The organism is Pantoea sp. B270, assembly GCF_018726825.1.
Taxonomy (GTDB): Bacteria; Pseudomonadota; Gammaproteobacteria; order Enterobacterales; family Enterobacteriaceae; genus Pantoea; species Pantoea dispersa.
Genome location: NZ_JAHCSX010000001.1, coordinates 1,983,048 through 2,008,078 on the forward strand (window position 1 = coordinate 1,983,048; position 25,031 = coordinate 2,008,078).

At 59.0% G+C, this 25,031-nt stretch carries 23 protein-coding genes; 13 read left to right on the forward strand and 10 right to left on the reverse strand.

Annotated features, from left to right (window positions below; all coding sequences use genetic code 11):
* Window positions 1-64: 64 nt before the first annotated feature.
* The 7 genes from cysA to KOL70_RS09580 form a co-directional block, all read right to left on the reverse strand.
* Window positions 65-1,153: a sulfate/thiosulfate ABC transporter ATP-binding protein CysA gene (gene cysA / locus KOL70_RS09550; RefSeq protein WP_215480575.1), complete on the reverse strand. Its 1,089-nt coding sequence runs from the start codon at window positions 1,151-1,153 to the stop codon at window positions 65-67.
* Window positions 1,143-2,015, reverse strand: coding sequence for a sulfate/thiosulfate ABC transporter permease CysW (gene cysW, locus KOL70_RS09555; RefSeq protein WP_104094123.1), 873 nt, complete (start codon window positions 2,013-2,015; stop codon window positions 1,143-1,145). Before cysW ends, cysA begins: the two co-directional genes overlap by 11 nt.
* Window positions 2,015-2,848, reverse strand: coding sequence for a sulfate/thiosulfate ABC transporter permease CysT (gene cysT, locus KOL70_RS09560; RefSeq protein WP_021508075.1), 834 nt, complete (start codon window positions 2,846-2,848; stop codon window positions 2,015-2,017). Before cysT ends, cysW begins: the two co-directional genes overlap by 1 nt.
* A complete protein-coding gene (locus KOL70_RS09565; RefSeq protein ID WP_141496617.1) occupies window positions 2,848-3,864 on the reverse strand; it encodes a sulfate ABC transporter substrate-binding protein in 1,017 nt (338 codons plus the stop codon). Before KOL70_RS09565 ends, cysT begins: the two co-directional genes overlap by 1 nt.
* 220 nt (window positions 3,865-4,084) lie before the next feature.
* On the reverse strand, window positions 4,085-4,987 hold the full coding sequence (locus tag KOL70_RS09570; protein ID WP_215480576.1) for a Dyp-type peroxidase: 903 nt from the start codon (window positions 4,985-4,987) through the stop codon (window positions 4,085-4,087).
* A gap of 98 nt (window positions 4,988-5,085) precedes the next feature.
* Window positions 5,086-5,706: an RpoE-regulated lipoprotein gene (locus tag KOL70_RS09575; RefSeq protein WP_058758347.1), complete on the reverse strand. Its 621-nt coding sequence runs from the start codon at window positions 5,704-5,706 to the stop codon at window positions 5,086-5,088.
* Between the two features lie 113 nt (window positions 5,707-5,819).
* Complete coding sequence (locus KOL70_RS09580) at window positions 5,820-6,245, reverse strand: GNAT family acetyltransferase (RefSeq protein ID WP_021508071.1); 426 nt, start codon at window positions 6,243-6,245, stop codon at window positions 5,820-5,822.
* Between the two features lie 209 nt (window positions 6,246-6,454).
* On the opposite strand from KOL70_RS09580, the gene amiA reads away from it, so the two are divergent.
* A complete protein-coding gene (gene amiA / locus KOL70_RS09585) occupies window positions 6,455-7,312 on the forward strand; it encodes an N-acetylmuramoyl-L-alanine amidase AmiA (RefSeq protein ID WP_021508070.1) in 858 nt (285 codons plus the stop codon).
* Between the two features lie 47 nt (window positions 7,313-7,359).
* Window positions 7,360-8,280, forward strand: a complete 921-nt coding sequence (gene hemF / locus KOL70_RS09590; protein WP_215480577.1) for an oxygen-dependent coproporphyrinogen oxidase — start codon at window positions 7,360-7,362, stop codon at window positions 8,278-8,280.
* Between the two features lie 100 nt (window positions 8,281-8,380).
* On the opposite strand, the gene maeB is transcribed toward hemF, so the two are convergent.
* The gene (gene maeB, locus KOL70_RS09595; protein ID WP_058775684.1) at window positions 8,381-10,660 is read right to left on the reverse strand and encodes an NADP-dependent oxaloacetate-decarboxylating malate dehydrogenase; all 2,280 of its coding nucleotides are present in this window, start codon (window positions 10,658-10,660) and stop codon (window positions 8,381-8,383) included.
* 352 nt (window positions 10,661-11,012) lie between these two features.
* Between maeB and tal the strand changes: the two genes are divergently transcribed.
* From tal to ampH, 3 genes are all read left to right on the forward strand, one after another.
* On the forward strand, window positions 11,013-11,963 hold the full coding sequence (gene tal, locus KOL70_RS09600) for a transaldolase (protein WP_021508067.1): 951 nt from the start codon (window positions 11,013-11,015) through the stop codon (window positions 11,961-11,963).
* Window positions 11,964-12,032: 69 nt separating this feature from the next.
* A complete protein-coding gene (gene tkt, locus KOL70_RS09605) occupies window positions 12,033-14,042 on the forward strand; it encodes a transketolase (protein WP_031279807.1) in 2,010 nt (669 codons plus the stop codon).
* Window positions 14,043-14,186: 144 nt separating this feature from the next.
* The gene (gene ampH / locus KOL70_RS09610) at window positions 14,187-15,356 is read left to right on the forward strand and encodes a D-alanyl-D-alanine-carboxypeptidase/endopeptidase AmpH (protein ID WP_031279806.1); all 1,170 of its coding nucleotides are present in this window, start codon (window positions 14,187-14,189) and stop codon (window positions 15,354-15,356) included.
* Between the two features lie 192 nt (window positions 15,357-15,548).
* On the opposite strand, the gene KOL70_RS09615 is transcribed toward ampH, so the two are convergent.
* Entirely contained in the window at window positions 15,549-16,529 is a 981-nt protein-coding gene (locus KOL70_RS09615; RefSeq protein ID WP_254185859.1) for a DUF1176 domain-containing protein, read from the reverse strand.
* Window positions 16,450-16,854: a hypothetical protein gene (locus KOL70_RS23580; protein ID WP_254185836.1), complete on the reverse strand. Its 405-nt coding sequence runs from the start codon at window positions 16,852-16,854 to the stop codon at window positions 16,450-16,452. Before KOL70_RS23580 ends, KOL70_RS09615 begins: the two co-directional genes overlap by 80 nt.
* Before the next feature lie 236 nt (window positions 16,855-17,090).
* On the opposite strand from KOL70_RS23580, the gene KOL70_RS09620 reads away from it, so the two are divergent.
* The 8 genes from KOL70_RS09620 to rbsK are packed head-to-tail and all read left to right on the forward strand — an operon-like array spanning window position 17,091 to window position 25,029.
* Window positions 17,091-17,921, forward strand: coding sequence for a DeoR/GlpR family DNA-binding transcription regulator (locus tag KOL70_RS09620; protein WP_021508063.1), 831 nt, complete (start codon window positions 17,091-17,093; stop codon window positions 17,919-17,921).
* A gap of 12 nt (window positions 17,922-17,933) precedes the next feature.
* Complete coding sequence (locus KOL70_RS09625) at window positions 17,934-18,917, forward strand: substrate-binding domain-containing protein (protein ID WP_215480579.1); 984 nt, start codon at window positions 17,934-17,936, stop codon at window positions 18,915-18,917.
* A gap of 1 nt (window position 18,918) precedes the next feature.
* On the forward strand, window positions 18,919-20,424 hold the full coding sequence (locus KOL70_RS09630) for a sugar ABC transporter ATP-binding protein (protein ID WP_021508061.1): 1,506 nt from the start codon (window positions 18,919-18,921) through the stop codon (window positions 20,422-20,424).
* Window positions 20,417-21,406, forward strand: coding sequence for an ABC transporter permease (locus KOL70_RS09635; RefSeq protein ID WP_021508060.1), 990 nt, complete (start codon window positions 20,417-20,419; stop codon window positions 21,404-21,406). The genes KOL70_RS09630 and KOL70_RS09635 overlap by 8 nt, the downstream gene beginning before the upstream one ends.
* Window positions 21,407-21,423: 17 nt before the next feature.
* Window positions 21,424-22,473 (forward strand): ABC transporter permease, encoded by a 1,050-nt coding sequence (locus KOL70_RS09640; RefSeq protein WP_021508059.1) that lies wholly within the window; start codon window positions 21,424-21,426, stop codon window positions 22,471-22,473.
* Entirely contained in the window at window positions 22,473-23,165 is a 693-nt protein-coding gene (alsE, locus tag KOL70_RS09645; RefSeq protein ID WP_031279804.1) for a D-allulose 6-phosphate 3-epimerase, read from the forward strand. Before KOL70_RS09640 ends, alsE begins: the two co-directional genes overlap by 1 nt.
* Entirely contained in the window at window positions 23,162-24,058 is an 897-nt protein-coding gene (gene alsK, locus KOL70_RS09650; protein ID WP_132464807.1) for an allose kinase, read from the forward strand. The genes alsE and alsK overlap by 4 nt, the downstream gene beginning before the upstream one ends.
* On the forward strand, window positions 24,055-25,029 hold the full coding sequence (gene rbsK, locus KOL70_RS09655; RefSeq protein ID WP_215480580.1) for a ribokinase: 975 nt from the start codon (window positions 24,055-24,057) through the stop codon (window positions 25,027-25,029). The genes alsK and rbsK overlap by 4 nt, the downstream gene beginning before the upstream one ends.
* Window positions 25,030-25,031 lie beyond the last annotated feature (2 nt).

Sequence of the window (25,031 nt, forward strand, 5' to 3'; positions counted from 1 at the left end):
TCCAGCCGAAAGGAGTACAAATAAATCGGGCGGGAAAATCCCGCCCGAAGGAGTGACAAAAATATCAGGCGCTTTCGGCAAAGGCAACCGGTCGCAGCGGCGTGGTGCCCTGGTAGATACGTGCCTGTTGCAGACCAACAAACAGCCGTTCGCCGCGGATCGGCGCCGTCTGTTCACCGGCGAATACCACCGAGATTGGCTCGCTTTGCCAGCCGACGGGCTGAACCACCAGCTGCCAGAAGTGGCCACGCGGACTGATTTCCAGCACCTGCACCGGTAACGGCGTCTCCAGGCTACTCTGGCGTGACACGTCCACTTCCCACGGACGCAGGAACAGCTCCACGTCGCCCTGATGCGCTGGCGTATAGCCCAGCGGCCAGCGATGCGCGCCCACATGGAACTGCGAGCCGTGCACTCCGCCGTCAAAGCGGTTCACTTCGCCGAGGAACTCCAGCACGAAGCGGGTCGCGGGCTCACGCCACACGTCATCCGGTGCGCCCACCTGCTCAATATTGCCCTGACTCATTACCACCACGCTATCCGCCACTTCCATCGCTTCTTCCTGGTCGTGGGTCACAAACACGCTGGTAAATTTCAGCTCTTCATGCAGCTGACGCAGCCAGCGGCGTAGCTCTTTACGCACCTGGGCATCCAGCGCGCCAAAGGGTTCGTCCAGCAGCAGAATCTGCGGCTCAACCGCCAGCGCACGCGCCAGCGCCACGCGCTGTTTCTGTCCACCGGAGAGCTGAGCCGGGTAACGGTTGGCCAGATGTGCCAGCTGTACCATCTCCAGCAGACGGGTAACGCGCTGCTTAATTTCGGCGCTGTTCGGACGCTCGCGGCGCGGCAGCACCGTCAGACCAAAGGCGATGTTGTCGAACACCGTCATATGGCGGAACAGCGCATAGTGCTGAAACACAAAGCCGACCTGACGATCGCGTGCGTGCGTGCGGCTGACGTCTTTGCCATGAAAATGGATCTGCCCGCTGTTCTGGTGCTCCAGCCCGGCGATAATGCGCAGCAGCGTGGTTTTACCTGAACCGGACGGTCCGAGCAGCGCCACCATCTTGCCGGAAGGAATATCCAGAGAGATATCGTTCAGCACCGGCGTGCGGCCAAATGCTTTATTAATGTGTTTAATCTCAATGCTCATGATTTTCCTCCTGTTGGCGCTTCTGCTGATGCTCTAATCGCCACTGCACCACGCTTTTCAGAAACAGCGTCACAATTGCCATCAGGGTTAGCAGCGCGGCGGCGGTAAAAGCGCCCACGGTGTTGTAATCCTGATGCAGTAATTCCACCTGTAAAGGTAAGGTATAGGTTTCGCCGCGAATCGAGCCGGACACTACCGATACCGCACCAAATTCGCCGATGGCGCGCGCGTTGGTCAGTACCACGCCGTACAGCAGCGCCCAGCGGATATTTGGCAGCGTCACGCGGCGGAACATCTGCCAGCCAGACGCGCCCAGCAGCACGGCGGCTTCATCTTCGTGGCTGCCCTGGCTCAGCATCACCGGCACCAGCTCGCGCACCACAAACGGACAGGTAACGAAAATCGTCGCCAGCACCATACCCGGCCAGGCAAACATCACCTGGATGTTGTGCGCATCAAGCCAGCCGCCAGCCGGGCCGTTCACGCCCCAGAACAGCAGATACATCAGACCGGCCACCACCGGCGACACGGCAAACGGAATATCAAACAGCGTCAGCAGCAGCTGGCGACCGGGGAAAGTGAAGCGCGTCACCAGCCAGGCCAGCAGCGTGCCGAACACCAGGTTTACCGGCACGGTAATCAGCGCCACCAGCACCGTCAGCCAGATAGCATGCAGCATGTCACCATCCTGCAGGTTGCTAAAAGCCTTGCCGATGCCCTGTCCCAGCGCCTCCCAGAAGATGGAGATCATCGGCACCACCAGCAGGCCAATCGATACCAGCACGCCAATGCCGATCAGCAGCCATTTGCCCCAGTTCACCGGCTGACGCTCGGCATGATTGATCTGTGAAATCTCAGCCATCAGTGACCTCCCAGACGGCGGCCAAAGCGGCTCTGCAGAGTGTTAATCGCAAACAGCAGCAGCAACGACGCCGCGAGGATCACCGAAGCGATGGCGCTGGCGGCCGGATAATCAAACTCCTGCAGGCGAACAAAAATCATCAGCGAGGTCACTTCAGTTTTCCAGGCGATGTTACCGGCGATAAAGATCACCGCGCCAAATTCACCGAGGCTGCGGGTAAACGACAGCGCGGTCCCGGCCAGCAGCGCCGGCGCGACTTCCGGCAGCACCACGCGCCGGAAACTCTGCCACGGCGTGGCACCGAGGGTTTCCGCCGCTTCCTCATACTCCGGGCCTAACTCTTCCAGCACCGGCTGCACGGTACGCACCACAAACGGAATGCTGGTGAACGCCATCGCCACCGCGATACCGAGCCAGGTGTAAGACACTTTGATATCAAAATGCGCCAGCCACTGACCGTACCAGCCGTTAACCGAAAACAGTCCGGCCAGCGTCAGGCCGGCCACCGCCGTCGGCAGCGCAAACGGCAGGTCCATCAGGCCATCCAGCAGCGTACGGCCGGGAAAGCGATAGCGGGTCAGAATCCACGCCATCAGCATGCCAAACACCGCGTTAAACAGCGAGGCCACGCCCGCTGACAGCAGCGTGACTTTATACGCCGCCACCAGTTGCGGATTGCTGATCACCTGCCAGTACTGCGCCAGCGTCATCTGCGACAACTGCATGATCAGCGCGCTGATCGGCAGCAGCAGAATCAGGCAGGTAAACAGCAGGCTGGTGCCGAGGCTGAGACCAAAACCGGGCAGAACGCGTTTCTGTGCAGAAGCCAACATCAGCCGCGCCCCGCTGCCAGTAATTTATCCAGCTCACCGCCGCTGGCGAAGTGGGTTTTCATCACCTGCGGCCAGCCGCCAAACGCGTCATTAACATTGAACAGCGCAGTCTGCGGGAAGCGATCTTTCTGCTCCGCCATCAGCTGCGGGTTATTCACGCGATAGTAAAAGCCGGTGATGATTTTCTGCGCCTGCGGCGTGTAGAGGTAGTTAAGATAGGCTTTCGCCGCTTCCGCCGTGCCGTTGTGTTCGACGTTCTTATCGACCCACGCGACCGGGAATTCAGCGAGAATATTGGTTTTCGGCACAATCACTTCGTATTGGTCTTTACCGTACTGGTTACGGATATTGTTCACTTCCGATTCAAAGCTGATCAGCACATCACCCAGGCCGCGCTCGGCAAAGGTGGTGGTGGCACCACGGCCGCCGGTATCGAACACTTCAACGTTTTTCAGGAACCTGGTCATAAACGCTTCGGTTTTGGCCTGGTCTTTGCCGTCCGCCTGGTCGGCAGCGCCCCACGCGGCCAGATAGGTGTAACGGCCGTTACCGGAGGTTTTCGGATTCGGGAAAATCAGCTTCACGTTATCGCGCGCCAGATCGGCCCAGTCGTGAATCTGCTTTGGATTCCCCTTGCGCACCAGGAAGGCCATGGTGGAATAAAACGGTGAGCTGCTGTTGGGCAGACGACTCTGCCAGTCGGCCGGGATCAGGTTGCCTTTGTCGTGCAGCACCTGCACATCGGTCACCTGATTATAGGTCACGACATCGGCACGCAGCCCCTGCAGAATGGCCAGCGCCTGTTTTGAGGAGCCCGCATGTGACTGTTTAATGGTCAGCTTGTCGTCAGGGTGCGCCGCGTCCCACTGCTGTTCAAACGGCGCATTCAGGGCAACAAACAGTTCACGTGACACATCGTAAGAGCTATTGAGCAGCTCTGTTGCCTGTGCCGCGCCCGCTAAACTCAGCGACAGCGCTATACCGCCAAGCCATTTTTTCGAAACCGAACGTGTCATGCTGCACCCTGAGAAATGGAGTTCGAGCCTATGCCATTAGATGCTGTCAGTGTATTTATAACTCTGGCGAAAGCTGTAACGGTTTTATATATCGTTTAGGGATTTCAAAGTCTAAAAAGGCATAAGCCAGCGGCAGAGTTTATGCGCAGGGCGGGATTAACTGAGCCGCGTCAAGCGGAGATGTGGTGCGCACGGCGGCGCACCGGTAAAACGCTGGGAATTAACGTGACAGCGCCTGCAGCGCCGTCAGCGAAGGGGCAAAGAAGTAGCTGCCGCTCACCGGTTTGGTGAACCGTAACATGGCATCCATCTTGCCGTCGCGCTCGCCAAACATGCTCAGCAGCTGCTGCTCAATGTTATACAGGCGATGACAGTACGAAATAAAATAGAGGCCATGGCGACCGCTGGCGGTGCCGTACGGCAGGCTCTGGCGCAGAATCTTCAGGCCTTTGCCCGCTTCTTTCAAATCCACGCGGCTCAGGTGCGACGTCGCCAGCCGCTGATCGCCCGGCAGCTCTTCATTGTCCTGTTTGGTGCGGCCAATAATCGCTTCCTGCTTATCAATCGCCAGCCGGTTGAACTGCGGCAGGTTGTGCTCCCAGCGCTGGGTAAACACGTAGCTGCCGCCGGCATCCGGGCCGTCAGCAATGATCGCCACCTGCTGGCGCGCCTCGCCCTGCGGATTTTCGGTACCATCAACAAAACCGGAAAGATCGCGATCTTCGACCCAGCGGAAACCGTGCGTCTCTTCTTCAATGGCGACCGCGCCGGCAAACGCCGTCAGCGCCGCCTGCGCCAGCGAAAAGTTCACGTCGTGACGCAGTGACTGAATATGGATCAACAGATCGCGCTGCGTCGCCGGTGCGGCACCTTTGCCGAGCGGCGTGAAAGCTTTGAGTTCGGGAGCTGAGTCGGTGCCCTGCAGATCGCGCCACAGCGCATCACCAAAGGCGATGACCGCACCGAGACCGGCGTCCGGGAATTGCTGCTGTAGCGCAGCCAGCTGTTGCAGAAAGGCGTGGCAACCCTGGCGCAGCGCAGCGAGGTCGCCGGTGGCGCGGGCTTCCAGCCAAATGGCGAAACGGCGGTGCTCCAGCAGGATTCCGCTCTGAAACTGAGACATGACAATGCTCTCCGGCATAAAAGTTAACGGCGTTTTTTCGCCGGTATCATACCGGAAAGCCCTGCGCAGAAGATGCGTTAACGCAATTTTTTCGCCAGTTAACGCTGCCAGACGATCTTACTGATTTTCCAGCTTTTTAACGTATCATCTGACGGCATCAGCCCGGTCGGACCGTGCCACTCGCCGCTGTAGATATAGGCGATATGCTGACTACCCGGCGCGCGGCACTCAACATCGCGCACATCCAGCCCGGCAACCATTTTGCAATTATCAAACGCTTTGCTGAATTTATCGCTGAACGCATCACCGATTTTACTGCCGTCGGCGCTGCGCGCATCGCTATCGAGCACTTCAATGCGCTCGACGCTACGCTGGCCATTAATCACCAGCTTAACCTTACCGTCATCCAGCGCCTGCCAGAAATCCACTACCTGCCCGTTCTGCGTGCGCATGCCCTGACGCAGCTGATAATCATTGTTCAGCGCGGCGCTAATGGCGGACTCCGACATTGCCGTGTTGCTGTTCAGCCCGGCGACGCCCTGCTCGGTGACGGTGAGCGAACTGCCAAACCAGCTGAACGGATTGAGCGCCGACCAGTGATAGCTGAGCGGATTGTACCAGTGACTTTCGCTGGTGCTGGCAGGGGAAGAGGAACCGGAACTGGCGCAACCGGCCAGCACCAGGGCGCTGACCAGCAGGGCGGGACGAACAACTTTCATGCAAACTCCTTTCTTTTGTGCCGACTGGCTTGCCTGTTGGAGTCGCAAACCGGCAAAAAGTTTATTCGCTGTGCTGCATGGCGGGCAGAAACCCGGCCGCGCGCCGCGTGGAATCAATATTCACGGTCTTCAATCAGGCGTTTGCCCAGCAGCAGCGAGTCGACCGGCTCGTAATCCAGCTTCTCGTAGAAAGCCACCACCTGATCGTTCTCTTCGCGCACCATCAGATGGATTTTCGGGCAGCCGCGCGCAATCAGCTTTTTCTCCAGCCTGTTCATCAGCGCATTGGCAAATCCCCGGCCCTGATAATCAGGATGCACCGCCAGATAGTAGGCGGAGCCGCGATGACCATCGTAGCCGCCCATCAGCGTGCCCACGACCTCGCCGCCTACTTCAGCCACCAGAAACAGCTCCGGGTCATGGTTCATTTTGCGTTCGATGTCGAGTTCCGGATCGTTCCACGGCCGTAACAGATCGCAACGCTCCCAGAGCGTAATGACTTCTTCAAAATCTTCCTGGCGGAAGGAGCGGATTTCCATCGGCGTTACCCTGCAATGAGGCACAATTCGCTGATTATCACGCATTCTTTGCCAGGCGCAACCCTCGCAGGGCGCAACGGCTGAAAAAAACGGCTAAATAGCGATTCGCGGCCTGAAATACAAAGTAATGTCCTGAAATGGTTCGGCAGTCGCCGCCGGACGGCGCTTAAGCTATAACACGGGGCAGGTTTACTCTCAGGGACATGTTAATGAACAAGATTTCACTGTTGCGGCGCCTGACCAATCGCCGCCAGCTGATCCTCTCCGGCCTGGCGCTGGCGGTGCTGTCGCCGCGCGCGGTCCAGGCGCAGGAAACGCGCGCGGCAGTGCCCGTCAGCGCACGCCATACACCGCCGAAACCGGCCACCAGCGGCAAGCGCATCGTGATGATCGATCCCGGTCACGGCGGCATTGATTCTGGCGCGGTGGGTCAGGAAGGCTCAGAAGAGAAGCACATCGTACTGGAGATCGCCAACACCGTGCGTACGCTGCTGCAGAACCACCCGAAGGTGGAAGTGCGGCTGACGCGCGACAGCGACCACTTCATTCCGCTCTACCAGCGCGTGGAGATTGCGCATCAGCACGGCGCCAACCTGTTTATGTCGATTCACGCCGACGGCTACACCAGCCCGGAAGCCAACGGGGCATCCGTGTTTGCCCTCTCCAATCGCGGTGCCAGCAGCGCCATGGCGCGCTATATGTCGCAGCGCGAAAACGACGCCGATAAAGTGGGCGGCGCGGCGGTGCAGGAAAAAGATAATTATCTTAACCAGATCCTGTTCGACCTGGTGCAGACCGATACCATCCGCAACAGCCTGACGCTGGGTAAACACGTGCTGGATCAGATTCGCCCGGTGCATCACCTGCACAGCCAGCACACCGAGCAGGCGGCGTTCGCGGTGCTAAAATCCCCGTCCATTCCGTCGGTGCTGGTGGAAACCTCGTTTATCACCAACCCGCGTGAAGAGCAGCTGTTGGGCACCACGGCGTTTCGCCAGAAAATTGCCCGGGCGATTGCTGACGGTATCGTCAATTACTTTGATGAGTACGATCGTCGCCAGGCCTGATAGCGTTTTGTGCTAGAATCGCGGCAAATTTTTGCAATGAGTGAGCCATGAGCAATCCCGATATTTCGCGCGTCAAAGCCTATCTGCTGGCGCTGCAGGATGACATTTGCGCCGGTCTGGCGGCGGAAGACGGCAGCGCCAGCTTTGCCGAAGACACCTGGCAACGCCCCGGCGGCGGCGGCGGACGCAGCCGCGTGCTGCGTAATGGCAAGGTGTTCGAGCAGGCTGGGGTTAATTTCTCCCATGTGTATGGCGAGCAGATGCCCGCGTCAGCCACCGCGCACCGCCCGGAGCTGGCAGGTCGCAGCTTCGAAGCGATGGGCGTGTCGCTGGTGGTACACCCGGAAAATCCGTATGTGCCAACCAGCCACGCCAACGTGCGCTTTTTCATTGCCGAAAAGCCGGGCGCCGATCCGGTCTGGTGGTTTGGTGGCGGTTTCGATCTCACTCCTTACTACGGTTTCACAGAGGATGCCCGGCACTGGCATCAGACCGCGTTCGATCTGTGCCAGCCGTTTGGCGATGATGTCTATGCGCGCTACAAAAAGTGGTGTGACGACTACTTCTACCTGAAACACCGCAACGAGCAGCGCGGCATTGGCGGCCTGTTTTTTGATGATTTGAATACGCCGGATTTTGACCACTGCTTTGATTTCATGCAGGCGGTCGGCAACGGCTTCTTGCAGGCCTACCAGCCGATTGTAGCGAAGCGCAAAGAACTGGCTTGGGGCGAGCGCGAGCGTCAGTTCCAGCTTTACCGCCGTGGCCGCTACGTTGAGTTCAATCTGGTGTGGGATCGCGGCACGCTGTTCGGTTTGCAGACCGGCGGTCGCACCGAATCGATTCTGATGTCGATGCCGCCGCTGGTGCGCTGGGAATATGATTATCAACCCGCCGACGACTCCCCGGAAGCCGCGCTGACCCGCGATTTCCTGCCGGTGCAGGACTGGCTGGGGCTGGAAAAATAAGCCAGGTGCGCATTCATGCGCACCCTGCGGAATAACCCGATAAAACGCGCCCCCGTAGGGTCGCCCTTCAGGGCGACCGGGTATCAGGCCAGCTTGCCGCTCACAACGGCTCGGTCTGCGCCTCCACCACCGCCAGCGCCACCATGTTAACAATGCGTCGCACCGAGGCGATGCGCGTCAGCACATGCACCGGCTTGCGGATGCCCATCAGTACCGGCCCCACCGTCACCCCTTCCGAACAGGACACGCGCAGCAGGTTGTAGCTGATGCGTGCGGCCTCAACGTTCGGCATGATCAGCAGATTGGCGGTACCTTTCAGCGGGCTGTCCGGCATCAGCTCGCGACGAATACTCTCCACCAGCGCTGCATCGCCGTGCATCTCGCCGTCAATCTCCAGCTCTGGCGCTCGCTGCTGAATCAGCGCCAGCGCCTCGCGCATCTTCCGCGCGCCGGGTGCGTTCGAAGTGCCGAAACTGGAGTGCGACAGCAGCGCCACGCGCGGTTCGATGCCGAAACGCCGCACGGTTTCTGCCGCCAGCAGCGTGATATCCGCCAGCTGCTCAGCGCTGGGATCCTCATTCACATAGGTATCGGCAATAAAGGTGTTACCGCTCGGCAGCAGCAGCGCGTTCATCGCCCCGGCGACCTTGACGTCATCGCGGAAGCCAAACACCTTCTCCACCACGTCATAATGTTCACGGTAGTCGCCGATGGTACCGCAAATCATCGCGTCCGCTTCGCCACGATGCACCATGATGGCGCCGATCAGCGTGGGATTGCCAATCACCGCGCGCTGGGCGGTTTCCGGCGTGACGCCGCGCCGCTTCATCAGCTGATAATATTCATTCCAGTACTCCTTAAAGCGCGGGTCGGATTCGTTGTTCACAATCTCAAAATCACGCCCGGCTTCGATTTTCAGCCCCTGCTTCTGCAAACGCATGGCAATCACGTTGGGACGACCAATCAGTATCGGCTTCGCCAGCCCGAGCGACACCAGCTCCTGAGTGGCGTGCAGCACCCGCACCTCTTCGCCTTCCGCCAGCACCACGCGCTGCGGCGCTTTGCGCGCCTGCGAGAAGATCGGCTTCATGAACAGATTGGTTTTATACACGAACTCGGTGAGCTGCTCGCGGTAGGCGTCAAAGTCAGCAATCGGTCGCGTCGCCACGCCGGAATCCATCGCCGCTCTGGCGACGGCCGGGGCTATCTGCACAATCAAACGCGGATCGAACGGTTTGGGAATCAGGTATTCCGGGCCAAAGCTCAGATCCTGATCGTCGTAAGCGGACGCTACCACGTCGCTCTGTTCCGCCTGCGCCAGAGCGGCAATCGCATGTACCGCCGCCAGCTTCATCTCTTCGTTGATGGCGGTGGCACCCACGTCCAGCGCGCCGCGGAAGATGAACGGGAAGCACAGCACGTTATTCACCTGATTGGGGAAATCCGAGCGCCCGGTGCAGATAATCGCATCCGGCCGCACCTGCTTCGCCAGCGGCGGCATAATCTCCGGCTCCGGATTGGCCAGCGCCAGAATCAGCGGATTTGGTGCCATCTTCTGCACCATCTCTGGCGTCAGCGCTTTCGGACCGGAGCAGCCGAGAAAAATATCCGCGCCGCCAATTACCTCATCCAGCGTGCGCGCCCCGCTATCTTCCACGGCATAGGCGGCTTTGGTCGGCGTCATGTCCGCTTCGCGATCGCGGTAAATCACCCCTTTTGAATCACACACCACGATATTTTTCTGCTGCATGCCAAGCGCCACCAGCAGATTGAGGCAGGCAATGGCTGACGCGCCGGCGCCCGACACCACCAGCCGCACGTCGGCAATCGCCTTATTCACGATGCTCAGGCCGTTAAGCACTGCCGCGGTACAGATGATGGCGGTGCCGTGCTGATCGTCATGAAACACCGGAATCTGCATGCGCTGCCGCAGCTGCTGCTCAATGTAAAAACACTCCGGCGCTTTAATGTCCTCAAGGTTGATGCCGCCGAACGTCGGTTCCAGCGCGGCGATCACCTCAATCAGCTTATCCGGGTCGTGCTCGTCGATTTCGATGTCGAACACATCAATGCCGGCAAACTTTTTGAACAGCACGCCCTTGCCTTCCATCACTGGCTTGCCGGCCAGCGCGCCAATATTACCAAGCCCCAGCACCGCCGTGCCGTTGGAGATCACCGCCACCAGATTGCCGCGCGCGGTGTATTTGTGCGCGGCCAGCGGATCGGCGGCAATTTCCAGACAGGGTGCCGCCACACCGGGGGAATAGGCCAGTGCCAGATCGCGCTGCGTCGCCAGCGGCTTAGTGGGTGACACCTGAATTTTTCCGGGGGTGGGATATTGGTGAAAATCGAGCGCGCTTTGCTTCAGTTGATCGTCCATCAGACATCCTTTTGCACGGCTGAAAAGCCCTCAGTATAAGAACGCGCGGCGCAAAAGAGGGTGAAGGCGCTCAAAGAACGCACAGTCGCCAGGGCACGGATTGCCACGGCTTCGCCTGCGGCTTTGGGACAGCCTGCTATGCTTAAGGGTGGCAAAACGCTGAGCTGAACCGATCAGGCAGGCCTGACTATCAGAAACGCGCCCCGACGTCACAATCAGAGAAAACGCATTTTCTTCATCCGGCGTCTGTTGCACTGTGTGGAACCTCCCTTGCCCGATAAGGGCGCACCTAAGACGATGACTGCCCGGGTGCCTGTTTTGCCCACATTATTGCTAATCAAGGAGTTAAGCGATGAACCAGCTAGATGCATTAAAACAGTTCACCACCGTGGTGGCGGACAGCGGCGATATCGAATCCATTCGCCATTACCATCCGGAAGATGCCACCACTAACCCATCCCTGATCCTCAAAGCTGCCGGCCTCGACGCTTACAAACACCTGATTGATGACGCCATTGAGTACGCGAAAAAACAGGGCGGCAGCAAAGAGACGCAAATCATCAACGCCAGCGATAAAGTGGCGATCAACCTCGGTATGGAAATTCTGAAAAGCGTACCGGGCCGTGTTTCGACCGAAGTGGATGCGCGCCTCTCTTTCGATCGTGGCATGTGTGTGACCAAAGCGGAGAAACTGGTCCGCCTGTATGAAGAGAACGGCATCGACCGCTCACGTATTCTGATCAAACTGGCGTCCACCTGGGAAGGCATCAAAGCGGCGGAAGAGCTGGAGAAGAACGGCATCAACTGTAACCTGACGCTGCTGTTCTCCTTCGCCCAGGCGCGCGCCTGTGCCGAAGCCGGCGTGTTCCTGATTTCGCCGTTTGTCGGCCGAATCTACGACTGGTACAACACGCGCAAACCGCTCGACCCGTATGTGGTCGACGAAGACCCGGGCGTTAAATCGGTGCGTCGTATTTACGACTACTACAAAAAGCACCGTTACAACACTGTCATCATGGGTGCCAGCTTCCGTAAAGTGGAGCAGATTGTGGCGCTGGCCGGCTGCGATCGCCTGACCATCTCCCCGAACCTGCTGGAAGAACTGGCCAACAGCGAAGCGCCGGTGGAGCGCAAACTGGAGCCATCAACCGAGGGCTTCCACCAGCCGGCACCGCTCTCCGAAGCGGAGTTCCGCTGGGAGCATAACCAGGATGCGATGGCCGTGGAGAAACTGTCCGACGGTATCCGCCAGTTTGCCGTCGACCAGCAGAAGCTGGAAGACGTGCTGGCCGCCCGCCTGTAATCCTGAACTCACCTTCTGCCGGACGGGTTGCGGCCCGTCCGCTTTTGCCCAATTACAAGGGAGAACCCTATGTCTTCACGCAGAGAGTTGGCTAACGCGATCCGCGCCCTGAGCATGGATGCGGTACAAAAAGCAAATTCCGGCCACCCAGGTATGCCGATGGGCATGGCTGATATCGCCGAAGTGCTGTGGCGCGACTTCCTGAAGCACAACCCGACCAACCCGGCCTGGGCGGATCGCGATCGCTTCATTCTGTCTAACGGGCACGGCTCGATGCTGCTGTATAGCCTGCTGCATCTCACCGGCTATGATCTGCCGCTGGAAGAGCTGAAAAACTTCCGCCAGCTGCACTCAAAAACGCCGGGCCACCCGGAAATTGGCTATACGCCGGGCGTTGAAACCACCACCGGCCCGCTCGGCCAGGGGCTGGCCAACGCCGTTGGTCTGGCGATTGCCGAGCGCACGCTGGCGGCCCAGTTCAACCAGCCGGGCCACGATATCGTCGACCACTTTACCTATGTATTTATGGGCGACGGCTGTCTGATGGAAGGCATCTCGCACGAAGTCTGTTCGCTGGCCGGCACGCTGGGCCTCGGCAAACTGATTGGCTTCTACGATCACAACGGTATCTCCATCGACGGCGAAACCGAAGGCTGGTTTACCGACGACACCCACAAGCGTTTTGAAGCTTATAACTGGCACGTGGTGGGCAGCGCCGAAGGCATCGACGGCCACGATCCGGACGCCATCGCGGCGGCCATCAAAGAAGCGCAAAGCGTCACCGACAAGCCTTCGCTGATTATCTGCCGCACGGTGATCGGCTTTGGCTCGCCAAACAAGGCCGGCAAAGAGGAGTCGCACGGGGCCGCGCTGGGCGAAGAAGAAGTGGCGCTGACGCGTAAACAGCTCGGCTGGAACTACGGTCCGTTCGAAATCCCGCAGGATATTTATCAGCAGTGGGATGCCAGAGAAGCCGGGGCCGCGCAGGAGAAATCCTGGGAAGAGAAGTTCACGGCTTATCAGCAAGCGCATCCGCAGCTGGCAGACGAATTCAGCCGCCGCCTGAAGGGCGAAATGCCGGCTGACTGGGAAAACAAAACCAGCCAGTTCATTCGCGATCTGCAGGCTAACCCGCAGAAAATCGCCAGCCGCAAAGCTTCACAGAACACGCTGGAAGCCTTCGGTAAACTGCTGCCAGAGTTCCTCGGCGGTTCCGCCGACCTCGCGCCCAGCAACCTCACTATCTGGTCCGGCTCGAAGCCGATCAAAGAGGATCACGCCGGTAACTACATTCATTACGGCGTACGCGAATTTGGCATGACGGCCATTGCCAACGGTATCGCGCATCACGGTGGCTTTGTGCCTTATACCGCCACCTTCCTGATGTTCGTCGAATACGCGCGTAACGCAGCGCGCATGGCCGCCCTGATGAAAGCGCGCCAGATTATGGTCTACACCCACGACTCAATTGGTCTGGGCGAAGATGGCCCGACGCACCAGCCGGTTGAACAGCTGGCCAGCCTGCGCGTGACGCCAAACTTCAGCACCTGGCGACCATGCGATCAGGTCGAGACCGCCGTGGCATGGAAAGCGGCGATTGAGCGCCATCACGGTCCGACCGCGCTGATTCTGTCGCGTCAGAACCTGCTGCAGCCGGAGCGCAGCGCGCAACAGGTAGAGAACATCGCGCGCGGTGGCTACATTCTTAAGGATTGTGACGGCACGCCGGACGTCATCCTGATTGCCACCGGTTCCGAAGTGGAGATCACGCTGGGCGCCGAAGCGAAACTCAGCGCCGACGGCCACAAGGTGCGCGTGGTGTCGCTGCCGAGCACTGACGTGTTTGATAAACAGGACGTGGCCTATCGTGAATCGGTGCTGCCTTCCACCGTGCGCGCGCGCGTGGCGGTTGAAGCCGGTATTGCCGACTACTGGTACAAATACGTCGGCATCGACGGCAAAATTGTCGGCATGACCACCTTCGGCGAATCGGCGCCAGCCGGCAAGCTGTTCCCGGCCTTTGGCTTTACCGTCGAGAACGTGGTGAGCCACGCCGAATCGCTGCTTAAACCTGCCTGAGTGTCTGGCCCTTTCCCGCTGCCGGGAGAGGGCCGTTTTATTTCACAGCCTGATACAGAAAAAAATCCGCCCCGCCCCCTTCCCGCTTTGCGCAAACTGATTACTATAGGTTTTCCTCCGATTCCTATAGCGGACGCTTTCCCGTTGAAAAAACGTACTCCTTTTTTACTGGCCTTAATGGTTGCCGTGCTGCCCTTTACCAGCGCGGCGCAGGTATCGCCCGATCCGCTGCTGGCCTCGCAGATTGTTGATCGCTATGCCGAGCATATTTTCTATGGCAGTGGTGCAACCGGCATGGCGCTGGTGGCAATTGACGGTAACCAGCGCGTGTTCGCCAGCTTTGGCGAAACCCGTCCCGGCAATAATGTGCGCCCACAGCAGGACTCACTGATCCGTATCGCCTCGCTGAGCAAACTGATGACCAGCGAAGTGATGGTAAAGATGGCTGAGCGCGGCCAGATTCGCCTTGACGATCCACTGAGCAAATACGCGCCGCCAGGTGCCCGCGTACCGACTTACAACGGCCAGCCGATTCGGCTGATCAATCTCGCCACCCACACCAGCAGCCTGCCGCGCGAGCAGCCGGGCGGCAAACCGCATCGTCCGGTGTTTGTCTGGCCAACCAAAGCGGATCGCTGGCAGTGGCTGCGCGGTGCGCAGCTAAAAGCCGCGCCAGGCACGCAGGCAGCCTATTCCAACCTCGCCTTCGATCTGCTGGGCGACGCGCTGGCCAAAGCCGCCGGTATGCCTTATCCGGCACTGCTGCAGCAGCTGGTGACGCGTCCGCTCGGCATGAAGGACACCACTTTCACGCCATCACCGGACCAGTGTCAGCGCCTGATGATTGCCGAAAAAGGGGCCAGCCCGTGCAATAACACGCTGGCAGCCATCGGCAGCGGCGGCGTGTATTCCACGCCGGACGATATGGGACGCTGGATGCAGCAGTTCCTCAACTCGGCGGTGAATCACCGCACGCCGCAGATCGATCGGCTGCAAACGCTGATTTATCGCCGCGACCAGCTGACCAAAGTGGAAGGCATGGACGTGCCAGGACGCGCCGACGCGCTGGGCATGGGCTGGGTTTACATGGCACCGAAGGCGGGCCATCCGGGCATCATTCAGAAAACCGGCGGCGGCGGCGGCTTCATCACCTACATGGCGATGGTGCCACAGCACAACGTCGGCGTATTTGTGGTGGTGACGCGCTCGCCGCTGACCCGCTTCACCCCGATGAGCGATGGCGTCAACAACATGCTGGCTGAGCTGGTGGGCAACCAGACGGGCTCACCGATGATGATCGGCAATATCCGCTAAGCCTTTGACAGCTGATGTCATGTCACCGTAGCCAAAGCGTGAGTTATGACGAGCAGTTACTGCGACCCCTCCCCTAAATCATTCGTGCTGCAGGAAGGCGGCAAGGATGGGCATCCCCGGGAGCTTACTCAGGTAAGTGACCGGGGTGAACAGCCGCAGCCAACGCCCCTGCAGTGCGAAGGATGACGGGGATTACTGAGTGACCCAGAGGGTGGGCCAGTCATCACTACTATGCCAGGCGTCACAAGTCTTCTCCTCCGCATACTCCGCCAGTACGAAAGCATTACCATCAAACTGCCAGCGTGTGGCCACACCGCAGTCGCCCAGACCGCGCCCTTTACTGAAGGTATACAGCTGGCCGTTACTGGCATCGAACTCGGCGTTCATCAGCTCCAGCTGATTATCAGTGCGCGACGGTGGGGTAAACGGCAGGTTGAGCGTGATGCCGCGCGATACATACGGCTGGCTGCGCGTGACTTCAAACGCCAGATCGATCACATTGTAGGCCCCGGTTTCGCAGCTTATCAGCAGCAGCGCTTTGCTGTCGGTGAGTGGCGCAACGCTGACTTCCCGCCGCAGCGGATCGAGCGAGCAGTTATCGGTATTGACGCGCCAGGTTCCGTAATCGATCAGGCCGGTGGTTTCCTGCTGCGTCAGCGGCGCGGGTGCGGGCAGCGCTGCCGGCAGCTGCGGAATTGAGGGCGGCGGTGGCACATCCCACTGCACGCGATCACCGCGCTTTACCCAGGCGCTGGCACCGTTAACCCGCCCCTGCACGTCATCCATCAGCAGCAGCGCCGCTTTCATACCGCGCAGCGGAATACTGGCGCTGGCTTTATAGGTGAGCTGTAAATTGCTGGCATCCAGCGTCTGGGCGAGAAATTCGTCGATGGCGATGGCGTTGCTGGTGGCCAGATGATGCGGCTCCACCGTCCAGTGTTTGAGGTCCGGATTGAGGCGGCGCTGGTCGAGCAGCAGGTTGTCTTTTAGCGCCGCGCCCGGCAATGCACCGCTATAGGCGCTGCCGTAATCAATGCGCAGCAGTGGCCGATCGTTGACCCCGGCGTGACGTGAAATCGTCATCACCAGGCCATTATCGCCAGGAAAACTGCGTGCCACGCAGAACGCCGCGTTGTTGCAGGTGATCTGCCAGTCGGAAAACGACTTTTGCAGCGGCTCGGCCTGTACGCTGGCGATCAGCAGAAAGGGCAATAAAAGCAGCGACTTCATCCAATACGACATGAAAAAAAACGATCCCCGATTCCTGGAAAGAAAATGATAGCGCAATGCATGCGCGGTCATCAGGCCGAAACTGTGAAGTGGCCTGAAAAGCGAAGTTAACTGCTGAAAAAGCCGTCGCCTTATCGGCGATCTGTGTGGAATAGCGCAACAGCTCCATCATCCGGTGCGGCTGATTTCTGCTCAATCGGATTCGTCGGACAATTTTTACCCCCTTCACAAAACGGTCAAATACACACAAACGGTCATAAGCGGTCATGCTATGGTGCGGGCACGGCGTCACTGCGGTGCGCGGTCTCTTCCATTCCCGCGCGTAATAACGCGCATTTATGTGAATGCGATCACTCAAATTTGAAATAAAGAGATCTCATTTACATAAAAACCTTAATACAAATCACCCTAACGTTGCCGGACCTTTTGAGCGCTGCGGACTCGTGCCCAGTCCACATTTTCCTGTTCCGGCATCCAGTAATTTATAGCCATCGGAGGGAAGTCATGTTGCCGATTGAAAGACAGCAGCGAATTATTGACGAGCTTAATTTAAATGGTCGGGTCATTGTCGCTGAATTAGTCACGCTGTGTCAGGTTTCGCAGGAAACCATTCGCCGTGATTTAACGCAGCTGGAGAAACGTGGCGTATTACAGCGCAGTCACGGTGGTGCAGTACCAGCCAAACGACAGGCCGCCAACATTCAGGGAAATACACGCGGTATTAACGAGTATGAATTATCTTTTCGCCAGCGCATGAATGAAAACGTCGAGGCCAAGATGGCGATAGCCAAACGGGCACTCGATTTTATCAGCCCCGGTGATTGTTTATTACTCGACAGTAGTACCACCTGCTGGTATCTGGCACGACAGCTACCGGATATTGAATTAACGGTGTTAACCAATTCTATCAGAATCGTCCAGACCCTTGCAGCGCGCGGCAGTATCCGCACCATCTGCCTGGGTGGAGAATATTCTGACCGTTATGAAGATTTCCACGGCGTCGTCGCAGAGCAGCCGCTACGGGAATTTCAGATCAATAAGATCTTTTTTTCCTGCAGCAGTTTGGGCAATGACGGTTATTTACGCGAAGGTAACGAAAACAACGCACATTTAAAACAGCAAATGTTGTTAGCGGCAGAAAGAAAACATCTGCTGCTGGACGGCAGTAAATTTCTGCGCCCCTCATTCGCGCGTATTTGTCATTACCGCGATGTGGATTTTCTCATCACTGACCAATTAAAAGACAAAGAGCTGGAACAAGAACTGGCGTGGAACGGCGTCAATATTATTGATTGCTCGCAACGCAGCCATTCGATGCAGCTAATAAAAAATTAATCCGGAGTCTTTATGAAAAAACATCTTATCGCCTGTTCTCTGCTTGCCCTGTTTGCCGCCGCTGGCGCGCAGGCCGCTGACAAAATCCGCATGGGCATCGTGGTAAAAATTGGCGGTATTCCGTGGTTCAACGCCATGGAAGCGGGCATCAAAAGTGAAGCGGCAAAACGCGGCATCGACGCGTGGATGGTCGGGCCAACCGCCGCTGACCCGGCGCTGCAGGTGCGCGCGATTGAAGATTTGATTGCGCAGAAGGTCGATATCATCGGCGTGGTGCCAAACGACCCGAAAGTGCTTGAGCCAGTGCTTAAGCGCGCGCGTGAAGCCGGGATCATGGTGATTACTCACGAATCGCCCGGCCAGAAAGACGCCAACTGGGATTTCGAGCTGGTCGATGCGACGACCCACGGCATCAACCATATGAAAGCACTGGCGAAATGCATGCATGAAGAAGGCAAATACGCCATGTATGTCGGCAGCCTGACGGTGCCATTGCATCAGGAGTGGACCGACGCCGCGCTCAACTACCAGAAACAGCACTATCCGAAGATGCAGCTGGTGACCGACAAGTTCGGCGTCGGCGAATCGCTGGATGACTCCATCCGCACCACCAACGAGCTGATGTCTAAATACCCGGATCTGAAAGGCATTATGGCCTTTGGTTCTCAGGGACCGATTGGCGCCGGCCGCGCGGTCATGAACCGCAACAAGATCGATCAGGTGTGCGTCATCGGTGCCTTCAGCCCGGGCCAGGGTGCGTCGCTGGTACAGCGCGGTGCTATCAAGGGCGGCTATATCTGGAATCCGCAGACCGCCGGTGAAGTATTTGTGCGTATCGCCGACATGATGGAGAAAAAAGAGCCGATCACCGACGGCATGACCATTGAAGGGCTGGGCAAAGTGAAGGTGGATGAGGCGACGCACACCATTCTCGGTAACAACACCGAAAGTCTCGATAAAGAGAACCTGCCAAAACTGGTGAAAATGGGGCTGTAACATGCAAGAGGTCACTCCACAGACGCTGATTGCGCTCGACAACCTGTCGAAAACATTTGGTGGCAACCGCGCACTGAGCGATATCTCGCTGACCCTGCTGGCCGGCGAAGTGCACTGTCTCGCTGGCACCAACGGCTGTGGCAAGAGCACCTTAATTAAAGTCATTTCCGGGGTGCACGCCCCGGACAGTGGCAGCCGCATCACCCTCGGCGACGGCCAGAGTTTCCCGCGTCTGACCACCCGTCAGGCGCGCGACTTCGGTATCCAGGTGATTTACCAGGATCTGTCGCTGTTCCCCAATTTGAGCGTGGCGGAGAACATCGCCTTTGAGCATAACCTCAACGGGTTGCTCGGCTGGCACCGTCAGGCCCGGCTGCGTGACACCGCGCGCGGCATTATTGATGAGCTGAAGTTTGACCTTGATCTGAATGAGAAAGTTGCCGCGCTGTCGATTGCCCAGCGCCAGCAGGTGGCGATTTGCCGCGCGCTGGTGGCCGATGCACGACTGGTGATCATGGACGAACCCACCGCGTCGCTGACGCGTACCGAGGTCAATCAGCTGCTGCGTACCGTGCGCTATCTGAAAGACAAAAACATCTGCGTGGTGTTTGTCAGTCACCGGCTGGATGAAGTGCTGGAGATTTCGGATCGCGTGACGGTGATCCGCGACGGCCGCAAGATGGGCTGCTGGCCAGCCAGAGAGATGACGCCGCATCACCTGACCGAACTGATGACCGGCCTGAAGCTCGACTACCAGTTAAAAGCGCCAACGCGCAACGCCGATCGGGCGATTCTCGAGGTGGAGAAGCTGACGCGCGCCGGTCAGTATCATGACGTCAATTTCAAACTCTACGCCGGTGAAGTGCTGGGCCTGTGCGGCCTGCTCGGCTCCGGCCGCACCGAACTGGCGCTGTCGCTGTTTGGCATGACCAAACCGGACAGCGGCAAAATCTGGCTCGACAGCAAGCCGGTGCGTTTTCGCGGGCACGAAGACGCCATCAAAGCCGGCATCGGCTACGTTTCGGAAGATCGTCTGACGCTCGGCCTGGTGCAGCAGCAGTCGGTGGCCGACAACATGGTGCTGCCGATCCTCGATAAGCTGCAAAACCGTTTCCACCTGATCGACGAATACCGCAAGAACAAGCTGATCCTGCAGTGGATTCAGCAGCTCGGCGTGCGCGTGGCCGATCCCAACCTGGCGATCTCTACCCTGTCCGGCGGCAACCAGCAAAAAATCGTGCTGGCGAAATGGGTGCTGACCCAGCCGCGCATTCTGATCCTCGACTCGCCGACCGTCGGCGTGGATGTCGGCGCCAAGGCCAGCATCTATCAGCTGATCCACGAGCTGGCGAAAGAGGGACTGTCGATCATCCTGATTTCCGACGAAGTGCCGGAGGTCTGGTACAACTGCGACCGCATTCTGCACTTCCGCGACGGCACCATCCATGCCGAATACCAACCCGATACCGTGGCGCAGGAACAGCTGGCGGAGGTGATTAATGCCTGATTTCTCTCGTTTACGTCCGCACTCCAGCCAGGGCTGGCTCGCCTGGGTGCTGCTGGCTTTCATGGTGTTCTTCTCGCTGGCCAGCGATCAGTTCCTGACGGTGCAGAACCTGCTGGATCTGGCGGAAAGCTATGCCGTTACCGGCATTTTCGCCCTCGGCCTGTTTGTGGTGCTGGTGACCGGCGGTATCGATATCTCCTTCGCCGCCGTGGCGTCAGTGGTGCAATACCTGATCGCCTCGCTGTTTGTGCAGTTCCAGTTTGATAACGCGCTGCTCAGCATTCTGCTGGCTATCGTCTGCGGCACGCTGTTTGGCGTGATCAACGCCCTGCTGATCACCTCGCTGCGCGTGGTGTCGATCATCATCACCATCAGCATGCAGTCGCTGCTGTTTGGTCTGCTGATGTGGGTTACCGGCGGCAAAAGCCTCTACTCACTGCCGGACTGGTGGATCACCCTGCGCAGCGTGCTGCCGTTTAGCGTACAGGGCAACAGTTTTCAGATTGGCTTACCGCTGGCGATCATGCTGGTGATTGCCGCCCTCACCGCGCTGCTGCTCAACAAAACCAATCTGGGCCGTCAGCTGTATGCGGTGGGCGGCGATGCGGAATCGGCGCGGCGCATTGGCATCCGCGTGGGATTGATTCACGTGTTTGCCTACGGCTGGCTCGGGGCGATGGCGGCGATTGGCGGGCTGGTGCAGGTGTACCGCATGGGTGAAGTAGTGCCGAACGCGCTGGTCGGCGGTGAGCTGGATGTGCTGGCTGCGACGGTGCTGGGCGGTGCCAGCCTGATGGGCGGCAAAGGCACGGTCAGCGGCACGCTGATGGGCGTATTCCTGATCGCCATCCTGAAAAACGGCCTCAACCTGATCGGCGTCTCCAACTACTTCATGAACATTGTGGTCGGCGGCACGATTATGGTGGCGATTGCCGTCACCCACTACAAAAAACGTAAAGAAACCGACGTCAGTTTCGTCTGACGGGAGGAGCCATCACCATGAAATCTCTCTCTGCGCTGCGGCCGGACGGCACCAACATCGGCCTGATGCTGTTGATTGCGCTGGCGCTGGCCACCTTCAGCGTCATGCTGCCGGGCCGCTTTCTCACCGACTCGACCTTTATGAGCATGGCGTTTCAGCTGCCGGAGCTCGGCCTGTTAACGCTGGCGATGTTTATCGCCATCCTCAGCGGCGGCCTGAATCTCGCCATCATCGCCACCGCCAACCTGACGGCGCTGTTCATCGCCTGGACCCTGATGAGCGCCCTGCCCGCGGATGCCGGTACCGGTCAGCAGCTGCTGTGGCTGTTTATCGCCATCGTCGGCGCGATGGTGATTGCCGCCGTGATTGGCGTAATCACCGGCGTGATGGTAACGCGCATCGGCGCACACCCGATTCTGGTGACGCTGGCCACCATGATGACGCTCAACGGCATCGGCATCTGGCTGACCAAAGGTGCGGCGGTGAGCGGTATGCCGCCGGTGGTGCAGTCGCTCGGCTCAGACACGCTGCTGGGCATGCCGCTGCCGCTGTGGGTATTCCTGGTTGCCGCCGCGCTGCTGGCGCTGTTCCTCGGTAAAACCCGCGCCGGCAAATGCATCTACATGGGCGGCAGCAACATCAACGCCACCTGGTTCAGCGGCATCAATACCCACCGTATGGTGATGCTGGTGTACGTCATCTCCAGCCTGCTGTGCGTGCTGGCCGGCCTGATCATGATGGCGCGCTTTAACTCGGCGCGCATGGGTTACGGCGATGCCTACCTGCTGCTGACCGTACTGGCCATCATTCTCGGCGGCACCGATCCCAACGGCGGTTTTGGCCGCGTGACCGGCGTGGTGCTGGCGCTGATTGCGCTGCAGGTGCTCTCCACCGGCTTCAACCTGATGAACATCAGCCAGCACGTCAGTCTGGCGATGTGGGGTGCCGTGCTGGTGGTGGTGCTGGCCTTCAAACAACTCAAAGCACGCTTTAACGATCACCGTGCCGTCAGGCTCAGCAAGCTGGCCGCGGCGCTTAATCCTCTGACCGAAAAAAAGGAAGTATGATGCGTATTCAAGTCTCCCCGTCGTTGATGTGTATGAATCTGATGGAGATCAAGCACCAGCTGGCCGTGCTGGACTCCCGCGCTGACTTCCTGCACATCGACATCATGGACGGTCACTACGTTAAAAACATCACCCTGTCGCCGTTCTTTATTGAGCAGATCCGCCCGCATACCCAGGTGGCGATCGATGTGCATCTGATGGTGGAAGAGCCGACCGACTTTATTGAAGCGGTGGCCAACGCCGGCGCCGATTACATTTGCCCGCACGCTGAAACCATCAATCGTGATGCGTTCCGCGTTATCAACCTGATTCGCAGCTACGGCAAAAAAGTGGGCGTGGTGCTCAACCCGGCCACGCCGGTCTCCTTTATCCATCATTACATTCATCTGCTGGATAAAATCACCGTGATGACGGTGGATCCTGGCTATGCCGGTCAGCCGTTTATTCCGGAGATGGTGCAGAAGGTGCAGGAGCTGAAGGCGCTGAAACAGGCGCACGGCCACCGCTACCTGATTGAGATTGACGGTTCCTGTAATACGCGCACCTACAACACGCTGGTCGGTGCCGGTGCCGAAGTGCTGATTGTTGGCACCTCCGGCCTGTTTAACATTCACGAAGATCTCGCCACCGCGTGGAACATGATGCGTGAGAGCATTGATGAAGCGCAGGGCCTGGCGCAGGTGTCGGCATGACAACACGCTGGCTCGGTATCGACATTGGCGGCACCGGCACTCGTCTGCAGTTGATGGAGTCAGGCCGCATCTGGAGCAGCTTTCGTAAAGTGCCCACCGCCAGCTGGGCGCAACAGCCCGATGCGCTGGCCGCACTCGGGCAGCTGATTGCGGAAACGCTGGAGCAGCAGCCAGTCAGCGGTGTGATGCTCGGCCTGCCGGGTATTCTCAGCCGCGATCGCCAGCAGGTGATTTCCCTGCCGTTCATTCAGGCGCTCGATCATCAGCCGGTAGCGGCGCTGCTGAGTGAACGACTGGGCGTGCCGGTGGCGATGGATAAAGACGTTAACCATCTGATGCTGTGGGATTTAATGCAGCTGGAGCAGCTGCCGGAAAATGCGGTAGGTCTGTATCCTGGCACCGGCATGGGCAACAGCCTGTGGATCAACGGCCGCTTCTACCATGGTCAGCATGGCGGAGCTGGTGAACTCGGCCACGTGCCGGTGGCCGGTAACGCGCTGCCCTGCCCGTGCGGCAACCACGGCTGCGCGGAAACCGTGACCTCCGGCCACTGGTTGAGCCACTGGGCGCAGGCCAATGCGGCGCAAACGCCGATGTCGGCGCTGTTTACCCATCATGGTTCTGACCCGGCGCTGCAGGCGTTTGTGCAGCGGCTGGCACAGCTGATCGCCACCGAGATGAACATTCTCGATCCGGAGTACCTGATTCTGGGCGGCGGCGTGCTGGCGATGGCAGATTTCCCGCTGGCGCAGCTGCGCAGCCAGATTCAGCAGCATTTACGGCCGCCGGCCACGCGGGATGGTTTGAAAATCATCTTCAGTCAATCCACCGATCACACCGGCTGTCGCGGCGCCTGCCTGGCCGCAGAACGGCTGTTCAGGAGCGCGCAATGAAAGGAAAAGTGTGTGTGTTTGGCTCGTTCAACCTCGACGTGGTCGCGGTGATGAACCGTTTCCCTCTGCCGGGCGAATCGCTCACGGCGCACAACAGCATGATGGGGCCCGGCGGCAAAGGAGCCAACCAGGCCACCGCCGCGCTGCGCGCCGGGGCGCGCGTGCACTATATCGGCAAGGTGGGTAATGACGATTTTGGCACGTTTGCCCGCCGCCATCTGGAGAAGACCGGTTTCGACGCCATTACGCTGTTCACCTGTAAAGAGAAACCCACCGGCAACGCGCTGATTTACGTGGCGGGCGATGATGCCGAGAACATGATATCGGTCTATCCCGGCGCAAATACCACCGTGACCGCGGCCGAAGTGGCGCGCTGTCAGCCCACCGTGGCTGCCGCCGATATTCTGCTGGTGCAACTGGAGAACAACCTCAGCGCCATTCAGCGCATGATCGACAACGCGCGTGCCGGCGGCACGTTTGTCATTCTGAATCCGGCACCGTGGCAGAAAGTCAGCGATGCGCTGCTGGCTAAGGTGGATCTGTTAACGCCCAACAGCACCGAAGCGATGCAGCTGAGCGGGATAAAAGTGACCGATTTTGCCAGCGCGCAGCGCGCCGCCGAAGTGCTGCACCGTAAGGGCTCGCGTCAGGTGATTATTACGCTTGGCACCGCGGGCGCACTGCTTTCCAGCGCGGAGCAGCAGCTGCGTATTCCGCTGTTTCCTGCCCAGCCGCTCGACACCACTGGCGCCGGCGATGCCTTCAACGGGGCGCTGGCGGCGCGCCTGGCGTCCGGCGATGCGTTACCGCAGGCGGCGCTGTTTGCAGCGGCGTTTGCCTCGCTGTGCGTCGAGCGTTCCGGCGCGGCCAATTCTATGCCCTCCTACGCCGAAGCGCTGGCGCGCATGCAGGCCCATCCGGAGTGTGAAGTGACGCCGTTAAATGCCCCGGAAACAACGCACATGGCATAGTG

Bases quoted from the DNA above. Each gene is read 5' to 3' on its own strand.
- KOL70_RS09575 (WP_058758347.1), bottom strand. From the start codon at position 5,706: ATGAAAGTTGTTCGTCCCGCCCTGCTGGTCAGCGCCCTGGTGCTGGCC.
- rbsK (WP_215480580.1), top strand. From the start codon at position 24,055: ATGAAAGGAAAAGTGTGTGTGTTTGGCTCGTTCAACCTCGACGTGGTC.
- cysA (WP_215480575.1), bottom strand. From the start codon at position 1,153: ATGAGCATTGAGATTAAACACATTAATAAAGCATTTGGCCGCACGCCG.
- cysT (WP_021508075.1), bottom strand. From the start codon at position 2,848: ATGTTGGCTTCTGCACAGAAACGCGTTCTGCCCGGTTTTGGTCTCAGC.
- KOL70_RS09570 (WP_215480576.1), bottom strand. From the start codon at position 4,987: ATGTCTCAGTTTCAGAGCGGAATCCTGCTGGAGCACCGCCGTTTCGCC.
- KOL70_RS09620 (WP_021508063.1), top strand. From the start codon at position 17,091: ATGTTGCCGATTGAAAGACAGCAGCGAATTATTGACGAGCTTAATTTA.
- maeB (WP_058775684.1), bottom strand. From the start codon at position 10,660: ATGGACGATCAACTGAAGCAAAGCGCGCTCGATTTTCACCAATATCCC.
- KOL70_RS09635 (WP_021508060.1), top strand. From the start codon at position 20,417: ATGCCTGATTTCTCTCGTTTACGTCCGCACTCCAGCCAGGGCTGGCTC.
- KOL70_RS23580 (WP_254185836.1), bottom strand. From the start codon at position 16,854: ATGACCGCTTATGACCGTTTGTGTGTATTTGACCGTTTTGTGAAGGGG.
- amiA (WP_021508070.1), top strand. From the start codon at position 6,455: ATGAACAAGATTTCACTGTTGCGGCGCCTGACCAATCGCCGCCAGCTG.
- KOL70_RS09580 (WP_021508071.1), bottom strand. From the start codon at position 6,245: ATGGAAATCCGCTCCTTCCGCCAGGAAGATTTTGAAGAAGTCATTACG.
- cysW (WP_104094123.1), bottom strand. From the start codon at position 2,015: ATGGCTGAGATTTCACAGATCAATCATGCCGAGCGTCAGCCGGTGAAC.
- hemF (WP_215480577.1), top strand. From the start codon at position 7,360: ATGAGCAATCCCGATATTTCGCGCGTCAAAGCCTATCTGCTGGCGCTG.
- alsK (WP_132464807.1), top strand. From the start codon at position 23,162: ATGACAACACGCTGGCTCGGTATCGACATTGGCGGCACCGGCACTCGT.
- alsE (WP_031279804.1), top strand. From the start codon at position 22,473: ATGCGTATTCAAGTCTCCCCGTCGTTGATGTGTATGAATCTGATGGAG.
- KOL70_RS09640 (WP_021508059.1), top strand. From the start codon at position 21,424: ATGAAATCTCTCTCTGCGCTGCGGCCGGACGGCACCAACATCGGCCTG.
- tkt (WP_031279807.1), top strand. From the start codon at position 12,033: ATGTCTTCACGCAGAGAGTTGGCTAACGCGATCCGCGCCCTGAGCATG.
- tal (WP_021508067.1), top strand. From the start codon at position 11,013: ATGAACCAGCTAGATGCATTAAAACAGTTCACCACCGTGGTGGCGGAC.
- KOL70_RS09625 (WP_215480579.1), top strand. From the start codon at position 17,934: ATGAAAAAACATCTTATCGCCTGTTCTCTGCTTGCCCTGTTTGCCGCC.
- KOL70_RS09565 (WP_141496617.1), bottom strand. From the start codon at position 3,864: ATGACACGTTCGGTTTCGAAAAAATGGCTTGGCGGTATAGCGCTGTCG.
- KOL70_RS09630 (WP_021508061.1), top strand. From the start codon at position 18,919: ATGCAAGAGGTCACTCCACAGACGCTGATTGCGCTCGACAACCTGTCG.